Here is a 9,369-nt window from a genome sequence, read left to right as displayed (position 1 = left end):
CCCGTGCTCGTCGCGTCCGATTTCACAGTTCCCGAGTTTCCCAATTTTACGGTCTCCGGATTTGAAAATGCCAATCCCGAATACTATACCAGGCAAGCCGAATCTCTGTTTGAATTTCACCGCGGCAATATTCACCGCTCTTTTGACCAGCTCAAGCTGTTGTTGACCGTGCTGACCACGAAGGATAAGGAGATGAAGGAGAGACTGCGCAAGCAGCTCAAATCCTTCCTTGAGAACATGGCCAAAATCATAACCCGATGGCCTCCGGCGATTAAAATGACTTAAACAGGACCGGTTGCCGCCTTACTCATGCTTTTTTTAAATCGGTCTCGCTAGAGTACCGAGAGGCGATTTCGATCAGGAGGAAGGGCAGTGGGGAGAAAAAATCACTGTTTCACCTGGCTGAAATTCAATGCCGGTTTGGTGCCGGCCGGGATGGAGGGGGTTCAATACCGCCGGAACGAGTTGCGGTTGGATGCGGGGGATACGCTCTAACTCTATTTCGACGCGTTCAATGGGAGTCATAATGCCATATAGTTTTGTATTGGTCGGAAACTTATCGGCAATGGGCAGTATTACGCTACCATTTCGCATTACCCATATCGCGCCAGGATAGTCGGGTAAAGGGGAATGCCTGTGGGGCTGAAACCTTTAGAAGGAACCTAGCAGGGAGGAAGTGACCTGCCCGGTAAAGTCTGGTCAACAGCCGGTAGCGAGTCTTGCATATTAGGAAGCGATTTCTAGTGTGAAGCGTAGACAGCGAGTGCAAAAGCTGTGTGATTGAGCCTCGAAAAATGCTTCGTTGGAGCTTTCGTTTTTATGGATGCGTGAGCAGCACAAGGGTACCTTATTGACCTGGTACCGTTGTCCGACCGGGGTCATTGAGCAGAGCAAATGTACAAGAGGTTCCCCAGGAACCTGGGAGAACTGTTTACGTCCACCTTAAGTGTCCGGTGGGGATAACGGGTTAACAACTCCAGGCTTTCCAAGGCTCGTTCTCAGCCATGGAAAGAGCGAAAATGAGAATAAAAAAGGTGGTACTGCCAAGCGAAGGAAACGAAGTGCGGCGGGATGCGTTAACAGTAGTCGTAGTGCCGTCATAGTACCAATGAAGTAGGGGAACTCACCCAAGAGGACCCTATAGAGGAAAGGGCGTTGCACCTTATTAGGGACTCGTTGGGAGGAAACACCATGAATACATCGGAATTCAGTTCGGTGTCAACGAAACAGCAACGAATAGCACAATTGGCGAAGCAGTCACCAGAGATGGTATTCACCTCGCTAGCCTATCACATGGATATCGAATGGCTCGAAGAAGCCTACCGGCGAACCAAGAAAAATGGAGCCGCAGGAGTAGACGGAGTAACAGCTAAGGAATACGAGGCTAATCTGCAAGAGAACCTAAAGGGCCTATTGGAGAGAGCTAAGTCAGGGTGTTACAAAGCTCCACCTGTTAAAAGAGCCTACATTCCAAAAGGGGATGGAAAAGGAGAGCAGAGGCCAATCGGCATACCAACAATCTATGACAGGATAGCACAGATGGTAGCAAAAATGTATGTTGAGCCAGTGGTAGAGCCAATATTCCACGAAAATTCCTATGGATATCGTCCTAATAAATCTGCTATAAATGCGGTAGGACAGGCAAGAGAAAGATGTTGGAGATATGATTTTGTCATAGAACTCGACATCAAGGTTATCACCAGTCTATTATTATCCCCAGTGAGTACATAGCCATCCCACAGCGATTCAATGCTAACACCGTAAAACAAGCTGGAACTGTCGAAACTGCCAGTTTCCAACTGGGGATAATCATTCGTGGAGTTACTTTACCATCCATTTAAGCCTTCTCAGGATGTCAGGGTCTTTCCATGACGATACAGTTTCTTCAGGGGTATCCTTAAAAATCAGTTTCCCTGCTTCTTCCACTGCTTTGGTCATTGCTTCTGAGCCAATCTCAAGATATGCCTCTGTAGTCTGAATGGATTCATGCCCCAGAAACCTCTGGATGATCGGAAGACTGGCTCCATTCAAAAGCATGTGTGTTGCCTTTGACCTTCGGAGAATGTGCGGGGATACTATTTTACTGCCAAGTGTTTTTTGTTTTGCATATGCGATTTTTGCATATTTTTTCAGTATGTAGTCAATACCAGAATCTGATATCCTGTCCCCGCAATAGTTTTTAAACATGGCACCCTTTTCAAGGTTAAATTTCCGACTGTACTCTTTGATCAGCTTTACGGTATGTTTGGTCAGATATACCCTGCGGTATTTGGAGCCCTTTCCGAATATAACGATTGAATTTTCTTTTCCGAATGAGAAGTCCTCCCTGTTCATTCGGACAGTTTCATCGACCCTCGCTGCGGTATCATACATGACATTGATAAGGATATAGTGTTTAAAGCCTGTATCAGTGGATATGTCTATGGATTCAAGCATTGCCTGATACTCCTCAACAGTCAGAAAATCTCTTTTGGGCTTAGGCGCTTTCTTGTTTTTGATTTTCTTTGCATCGATATATGTATTGGCATAAACAGGATTGACTTCCGATGCAAAAGCTAGGAATGCCACCAGTCCTGCTCTGCGGTGGTTCCTCGTTGTCACGGAGACCCTTCTTTCGGTTTCAATGTATGACAGAAATGATTTAATGCTTTCTTTACTAAAATGCGTTACATCAATGTCTTTGATACCGATGCTGCGGGTGTCCTTCAGCCAGATGACATACTGTTCTATAGCTGCGTAGTAGGCGCGGAGCGTTTCCGGTGACATACCGGCCTCATCCTTAACATAGGAGACCACATAACGTTCAAGCATCCCGGGGAAAGTCTTATTCATCAAGATCACCCATCTTTTCTTCAAAAATGGATGATACAAACGAGGTATAATCCTCCATTTTTTCTAGGATGTCCTGAAACAGTTCACTGGTAAGCCACAAATACTCCTGTGTGCAATAAATTGACTGGTGTCCCATAAATACTGAGAGCGACATGAGGTGTACATTAATGTCACCAGGCATCTGTGACAGTTTCTGAAGTGAATGGACTGCAAATGTTCCTCTGATATCATGCATCCTAGGGCCAAAACCCTTCCCTTTATGTTCTATGCCCGCAGCATCCAAGAAACGCCTGAAATAGGTATATGCCCTTTTGAAAGATACGAACCCATCATTATAGGTGGAACCGGTATCAAAGAAATAAATATCTGATGTTTTACAGCTTTTGGTTTTTTCCAGATACCTGTGGCAAGCTTCAGCAAGCGAATCGGAGATGGTCACTATGCGGTGGTTGTCATTTTTAGCTTGGTTAATGTGGATAATTCGCTGTTCAAGGTCGACCTCTCGCGTTTTTAAATTGGTCACTTCGGAAATACGCATACCAGCACAGTAAAGCATCGTGAAAATACAGGACATACAGTTCACCATATTTGGAGTTCTAGTATACTCCTGTTTTGGCTGGTAATTTCTAACTTCGTGCAGCAGCCTTGCAATCTCATCATGGGTAAAGACATATGGAACAAAGGTTTTCTGTCCCCGTTTCACCAATGCAGGTACGATGTAAACATCTTTAATCCTGAGTACTGCTGCAAGATACCTTCCGAATGAGCGAATAATGGAAGATTTTCTGATCGCAGTTGAATTCTTTTCAAATGGACCAATGGCAAGAAAACTGAGGACGGTATCCTGCTTTAAACAGATTGATGGTTCTGGATGGTTCATGCAGTGTCTGTCAAACAATGACATTACGGGTAGAAAAGATTCCGCAACACAGCCGCCTACATTTGCCTTATATTCAACAAACGAAATAATGCTTTCTGCTAAATAACTTATGAAACAGGTGCGGTCGCAGATGTAAGGCTTACTCATAGTGGGGCACTTCCAATCCACACAGGCGCAGATGGTTAACGTCAACTTTGGAATATATTCTGGTAGTATCTACGCAGGCATGCCCCAGGGTTTGCGAAATCGCCAGGATGCTGGTATCAATAGAAAGCATGTTTGAGGCCAGCGAATGCCTCAGGCAGTGGCTGCCATGTTTCCTCCCATTAATGTTGATGCCTGAGTTTGTGAATGCCATAAAAATCATCGTTGATATCGTTACCGCTGATAGTTCAAAACCATCACTTTTCAGGAAGACATTTTCACTCTTACCTCCAGGTCTTTCGTCCAGTTGGTAATCTGCCAACGCGTTGCCCGTATGGCGGGTAAGCTTATGGATCAGCAGCTGCTTTGTTTTAGATTGGACAATGCGGATGGTTTCATTTTCCCAGTCTATATCCGACAACTTCATTTTCATGATGTCACGGGCTGTTGTGGGAACCCATACCCATATTCAAACTGCGGATGCTCGTCTGCTTCATCAAGGAACCGCCTATATTACGGATGTTGGGATGACCGGGCCAAGGGATTCTGTCTTGGGCGTAAAGAAGGAGATTATAATTAATCGCTTCTTAACCCAACTACCCGCGAAGTTTGAGTTAGCCAGCGGCCCTATTCAGATCAATGCCGTGGTCATAGATATTGATGAGGAAACTGGAAAAGCGCGCCAGATTGAGGCAATCCAACGGATAGCAGAGGCTTGAATCGGGGCAAGAAGCTCGATTGGCAATCTTGAACCAGGGCTTACAATACACGATTCCTAGATACATAATCTTGTTTGATTTTCCCGTTGCTTTACTCTTTGACAAAATTCTGAAAATTCTTCTTTATAATAGAGGATTTTGTCTGACTGTTCTCGAATACATATATTCTAAGTTGTGGTAATACTTGTAAATGAATTCGAGCAGGAGGATGTATCTATGGAAGTATTAAAAGTCTCAGCTAAATCTAGCCCGAATGCTGTTGCAGGAGCACTTGCAGGGGTTCTGCGTGAGAGGGGGGGCGCAGAGTTGCAAGCCATAGGAGCAGGAGCACTCAACCAAGCTGTAAAAGCGGTAGCCATTGCTCGGGGTTTTGTGGCTCCAAGTGGAGTCGATCTTGTCTGTATTCCGGCATTCACTGATGTATTGATTGACGGAGAAGAAAGAACTGCTATTAAGTTAATTGTTCAGCCGCGCTAAACGAAGATTGCGAGACATTCGTGGATTCACCTGTTTGCTTTATTCATAAGCAGACAGGTGTTTATTTCGTTATGATAGATATATAAGGAGGGTCAATAGTTATGGATAATATCTTTATAGTAGATGGGCACTGTGATAGTTTAATTCACTATGTTGAGGGAGAAAGAACGTTGCATGATCCCTTAGAAGGAGGGCACTGGGATACACAAAGAGCGAAGCAGGCAGGAATCTCTCTGCAGTTTTTTGCGGCCTATATTGGGGAGACATATAAACCTACAATGTCAACCTGGCGGGGGTTGCAACTGATAGAAGGTGCCCATCGATTTATTGTGGATCATCCGGAAGAGGTTTTTCTGGTGTTGGGAAAACAAGACCTTCAGAAAGTTCCGGATCCGACTCGAATTGGAATCCTGCTGAGTGTTGAGGGCGGGGAGATTCTAGGACAGAACCTTTTTATGCTGGATATTATCCATAAGTTAGGAGTTAGAGCGTTAGGTCTGACTTGGAATCAGCGCAATGCTCTGGCTGATGGAATCGGCGAAATTAATACGCAGAGTAGATTGACAAATTTAGGGCAAGAGGTTGTTTTACACATGAATAAGCTGGGCATGCTGATTGATGTGTCTCATCTTAATGAGGCAGGATTTTGGCATGTTCTAGAGCTTTCTAAGGCTCCTATTGCAGCGACACACTCCTGTGCCCAGGCTTTGTGTTCAAATTCACGTAATCTTACGGATCAACAACTTCGTGCTTTGGCAGAGCATAAAGGAGTAGTAGGGGTGAATTTTTATCCGTCTTTTTTAAAAGAGACAGGTCAAGCAAGGCGAGAAGATGTCGTTCGTCATATTTGTCATATTGCTGAGGTAGCAGGAGTGGAGACGGTTGGATTAGGCTCAGATTTTGATGGAATAAGTGAAGCGCCAGCAGGACTTGAACATGTAGGGGATTACTCCAAGTTGTTGGATGATTTGATAAGAGTCGGGTTCTCGACTCGGGAAATAGAGCAAATTTCGGGTCGGAATTTTATGCGATTATTGTCGGACGTGTTAAAATAAGTGGAAATAGAGAATCTAGAAATGGGGTTGAGTCGTGGTTTCAACATTTACCCTATACGAAGCAGATTTACATTGCCACACAACAGCGTCCGACGGATTACTGACACCGACAGAACTAGTCCGTTTAGTTGCGGAGTTGGGCTTAAAAGCCGTTGCAATAACAGATCATGATACTATCCAGGGCTGGGAAGAGGCAGTGGATGCTGGTTTAAACTATCAGATACAAGTACTTAGAGGGATTGAGCTCAATACAAATTGGCGTGGCAAAGAGGTTCATATCCTCGGATACGAATTAGATGGTTCATCAAACTATTTAAATCAGAAACTAAAGGGTTTGGGTGAAGCTCGTGTACATCGTATGCTGGAAATTCTAGCTCGTTTGGCAACTCTGGGTATTGTGATTAGTGAAGATGAGGTTCGACAGTTTGCCCAAGGAGAGTCAATCGGACGTCCACATATAGCCCAGGTACTTTTAAAGCATGGATTCATACGGTCCATTAAAGAAGGGTTTGAGCGTTACATCGGAATGGGGGCACCGGCCTACGTTCCACGCTATAAACTTACACCAGAAGAAGGGATCAAATTAGTACGCCAAGCTCAAGGGGTTGCCGTTCTTGCTCACCCTGGCATTCAACAACTGGAAGAAGGTATCCCTGACTGGATCCAAGTAGGGCTCCAAGGGATCGAAGTTTGGCATTCTGAACACAAACTGGAGGATGTCAAAAGATACGGCACCCTTGCTGAGCACTATGATTTACTCACTACGGGAGGGTCAGACTTTCATGGCGAAGCACAGAAACCTGGAGTCCAGGTCGGTCGTTGGGGTGTTTCTCTCGATGTCGTCGAGCAGATTCTCAGTCGCGCAAAGCAAAATCGTTGGAACTTAGACAGAGAGTGCTGAGCTTTTGTTTAGAAAGGGTTAAAATGCATTTTCCCGGCATAAACTATAACTATAGATAGTGCCGGGGGGGCGTAATGTATTGGATTCTAAGGACGAAGTCAAGTTACTGAGGGCTCGTATCGGGGAACTGGAGCAGCGTGTAGAACATTTAAGAGTAAGCCGAAGGGTACTAATGAACTTGTTGGAAAAGGTTGAACGGGAAAAGGTGGCTTTGGTTCATCATCTTGAAAAGGAAAATGTGCGCTTACAACGTGATAATAAACGATTTGCGAAATGGATTTTCTCAAAAAACAAAGAAATTGTTGAACTGCAAGAAAAAGATAACGTAGATACATCATTATAAAAAAAGCATGAGTCGATTAACAATGACTCATGCTTTTTATTTAATTTTTATTGTCCGCTTGTTTTAAAAGAATGCCTAATTTGGTTTTAGGATTGTGATGTTCACGAATTAATTGGCAAATCACAGGGTTTAACCCTGCATCTTCAGCTAGATAACCGCCCCAAAGGGCGTGCCTTGTTTCGACCTTTAAGGGGTATGCGAAAATGGAGTGACCGCTTTCTAGGCGTGACCTTAGGGACTTGGGTATTTTCTGGATAAGGACAATAAATACCCGCTGCCAGAGACGGATGGAAAGAACGGATTTTCCGCAGTCATGGAGGAGTGCGGCGATGACAAGGTTTTTAAAGTCGTCCATGGATAGAGGATGTTTTGCTTTCAAGATACTTTTGGTAACATCTATCGCATGCCGTTGTTCGGGCAGTGATTGCTGAAGAAAGAGTACAGAGGCAGCAGGAGATAAGTGTTTCAAGGCCCATTCGATGTCCTTGGGATCAAGATTGGGAAAAAGTGCATGAGCGAATTGAAGTACCCGGTAGATCATGTCATGATTCCTCCATTCTCCTTGCTCATCATAGGTCACAGAATCCTGTTTTGCAAGCTATAGGGAATAGTTTGCTGGGATAAGGGAAATCTATCGTTTGAAAGGTATTACTTTTACCTTCACTCCGTTGATTAAGAGGTTATAATTATATGTTCTTTTTTTGATATATCTGATATACTAATTAGAAAACTATTTGAAGGGAGCTAATCATGCAGTCCAATCGTATAATCAATAATGCAGCACTAACGTTTGATGATGTTCTCATTGTTCCGGCCAAATCTGAGGTTTTACCTCGAGATGTCGATGTCAGCACTTACTTAACCAAAAAAATCAAATTAAGTATCCCGCTTATGAGTGCTGGAATGGACACTGTTACAAATTCTCGGATGGCGATCTCCGTTGCGAGAGAAGGCGGAATTGGGATTATTCATAAAAATATGAGCATTGAGCAGCAAGCCTTAGAAGTGGATAAGGTTAAACGTTCTGAACATGGTGTTATCACAGATCCGATCTTTTTACATCCCAACGACAGTGTTATGGAAGCATTAAAACTGATGGAGCGTTATCGAATCTCAGGGGTTCCTATTACCGTCGATGGAAAACTGGTTGGAATCCTAACAAACCGGGATCTGCGCTTTGAGAAAGACTATAATCGTTTAATCTCTGAGGTGATGACTCAGACAAATTTGGTAACCGCTCCTGTCGGAACAACCTTGGATCATGCCCAAGAAATATTGGGGCAACATAAAATTGAAAAGTTACCCCTTGTGGATTCTGAGGGGATGCTCAAGGGACTAATTACGATTAAGGATATTGAAAAAGGGCGGCAGTATCCGAATTCTGCTAAGGATGAAAGTGGTCGTTTACGTGTAGGCGCAGCTATTGGAGTCACTGCAGATACATTGCAGCGTGCCGAGGCGTTAGTAAATGCTCGTGTCGATGTTATTGTACTTGATACAGCTCATGGTCACTCTAAAGGGGTCATCGAGATGGTGCGAGTCTTAAAAGAGCGCTTTCCGGAGACTCAGTTGATTGCGGGGAACGTTGCAACGGCTGATGCAACTCGAGAACTCATTGAAGCGGGTGCGGATGCTATCAAAGTTGGGATAGGACCGGGCTCGATTTGTACCACTCGTATAGTTGCAGGGATTGGCGTTCCTCAAATCACGGCTGTTATGGATTGTGCTGAAGAAGCGGAGAAATATGGTGTTCCTGTGATTGCGGACGGAGGAATTAAGTTCTCAGGGGACATCGTCAAAGCTTTGGCGGCCGGTGCTCGAACTGTCATGATCGGAAGTCTCTTTGCTGGTACGGAAGAGAGTCCTGGAGATCTGGAAATTTATCAGGGACGAAGTTATAAGGTATATCGTGGAATGGGATCAATCGGTGCGATGAAAGAAGGTAGCCGAGATCGTTATTTCCAAGAAAAAGATCAAAAACTTGTTCCAGAGGGTATTGAAGGACGCGTCCCCTTTAA

11 protein-coding genes and 2 pseudogenes are annotated in these 9,369 nt (G+C 44.4%); 9 read left to right on the top strand and 4 right to left on the bottom strand.

The window, feature by feature from the left end:
- From JL57_RS26675 to JL57_RS26670, 3 genes and pseudogenes are all read left to right on the top strand, one after another.
- Nucleotides 1-285 (top strand): annotated as a pseudogene (locus JL57_RS26675) (hypothetical protein); the annotation flags it as partial.
- 87 nt (nt 286-372) lie between these two features.
- A complete protein-coding gene (locus JL57_RS35650; RefSeq protein ID WP_291300619.1) occupies nt 373-495 on the top strand; it encodes a hypothetical protein in 123 nt (40 codons plus the stop codon).
- A 696-nt stretch (nt 496-1,191) separates the two neighbouring features.
- Nucleotides 1,192-1,731 (top strand): reverse transcriptase domain-containing protein, encoded by a 540-nt coding sequence (locus JL57_RS26670; RefSeq protein ID WP_291300618.1) that lies wholly within the window; start codon nt 1,192-1,194, stop codon nt 1,729-1,731.
- Between the two features lie 90 nt (nt 1,732-1,821).
- Here the strand turns inward: JL57_RS26670 and JL57_RS26665 are convergent, their stop codons facing one another.
- The 3 genes from JL57_RS26665 to JL57_RS26655 are packed head-to-tail and all read right to left on the bottom strand — an operon-like array spanning nt 1,822 to nt 4,289.
- Entirely contained in the window at nt 1,822-2,832 is a 1,011-nt protein-coding gene (locus JL57_RS26665; protein WP_034144932.1) for a tyrosine-type recombinase/integrase, read from the bottom strand.
- Complete coding sequence (locus JL57_RS26660; RefSeq protein WP_034144931.1) at nt 2,825-3,859, bottom strand: tyrosine-type recombinase/integrase; 1,035 nt, start codon at nt 3,857-3,859, stop codon at nt 2,825-2,827. The genes JL57_RS26665 and JL57_RS26660 overlap by 8 nt, the downstream gene beginning before the upstream one ends.
- Nucleotides 3,852-4,289 (bottom strand): tyrosine-type recombinase/integrase, encoded by a 438-nt coding sequence (locus tag JL57_RS26655; protein WP_291300617.1) that lies wholly within the window; start codon nt 4,287-4,289, stop codon nt 3,852-3,854. Before JL57_RS26655 ends, JL57_RS26660 begins: the two co-directional genes overlap by 8 nt.
- A gap of 10 nt (nt 4,290-4,299) precedes the next feature.
- Between JL57_RS26655 and JL57_RS26650 the strand changes: the two are divergent.
- From JL57_RS26650 to JL57_RS26630, 5 genes and pseudogenes are all read left to right on the top strand, one after another.
- Nucleotides 4,300-4,575: pseudogene (locus JL57_RS26650) on the top strand (YmdB family metallophosphoesterase); the annotation flags it as partial.
- 216 nt (nt 4,576-4,791) lie between these two features.
- Entirely contained in the window at nt 4,792-5,052 is a 261-nt protein-coding gene (locus tag JL57_RS26645; RefSeq protein WP_034144930.1) for a stage V sporulation protein S, read from the top strand.
- Between the two features lie 101 nt (nt 5,053-5,153).
- Nucleotides 5,154-6,107, top strand: a complete 954-nt coding sequence (locus tag JL57_RS26640; protein ID WP_034144929.1) for a dipeptidase — start codon at nt 5,154-5,156, stop codon at nt 6,105-6,107.
- A gap of 34 nt (nt 6,108-6,141) precedes the next feature.
- Nucleotides 6,142-7,008 (top strand): PHP domain-containing protein, encoded by an 867-nt coding sequence (locus JL57_RS26635; protein WP_034144928.1) that lies wholly within the window; start codon nt 6,142-6,144, stop codon nt 7,006-7,008.
- Nucleotides 7,009-7,087: 79 nt separating this feature from the next.
- Nucleotides 7,088-7,351: a translation initiation factor 2 gene (locus JL57_RS26630; RefSeq protein WP_291300616.1), complete on the top strand. Its 264-nt coding sequence runs from the start codon at nt 7,088-7,090 to the stop codon at nt 7,349-7,351.
- Between the two features lie 40 nt (nt 7,352-7,391).
- Here JL57_RS26630 and JL57_RS26625 read toward each other — a convergent pair whose 3' ends face one another.
- Nucleotides 7,392-7,892, bottom strand: a complete 501-nt coding sequence (locus tag JL57_RS26625) for an HD domain-containing protein (protein WP_034144926.1) — start codon at nt 7,890-7,892, stop codon at nt 7,392-7,394.
- A 209-nt stretch (nt 7,893-8,101) separates the two neighbouring features.
- On the opposite strand from JL57_RS26625, the gene guaB reads away from it, so the two are divergent.
- The coding region (guaB, locus tag JL57_RS26620; RefSeq protein ID WP_034144925.1) for an IMP dehydrogenase at nt 8,102-9,369 on the top strand (1,268 nt) is incomplete at its 3' end.

It is taken from the genome of Desulfosporosinus sp. BICA1-9 (genome assembly GCF_000802135.1).
The sequence above is the reverse complement of the archived record's forward strand: the minus strand, read 5'-3'. Positions and strand labels throughout refer to the sequence as shown.

Coding starts and splice junctions, on each gene's coding strand:
- JL57_RS26655 (WP_291300617.1), bottom strand. CDS start 4,289: ATGAAAATGAAGTTGTCGGATATAGACTGGGAAAATGAAACCATCCGC.
- JL57_RS26665 (WP_034144932.1), bottom strand. CDS start 2,832: ATGAATAAGACTTTCCCCGGGATGCTTGAACGTTATGTGGTCTCCTAT.
- JL57_RS26660 (WP_034144931.1), bottom strand. CDS start 3,859: ATGAGTAAGCCTTACATCTGCGACCGCACCTGTTTCATAAGTTATTTA.
- JL57_RS26640 (WP_034144929.1), top strand. CDS start 5,154: ATGGATAATATCTTTATAGTAGATGGGCACTGTGATAGTTTAATTCAC.
- JL57_RS26645 (WP_034144930.1), top strand. CDS start 4,792: ATGGAAGTATTAAAAGTCTCAGCTAAATCTAGCCCGAATGCTGTTGCA.
- JL57_RS26625 (WP_034144926.1), bottom strand. CDS start 7,892: ATGATCTACCGGGTACTTCAATTCGCTCATGCACTTTTTCCCAATCTT.
- JL57_RS26670 (WP_291300618.1), top strand. CDS start 1,192: ATGAATACATCGGAATTCAGTTCGGTGTCAACGAAACAGCAACGAATA.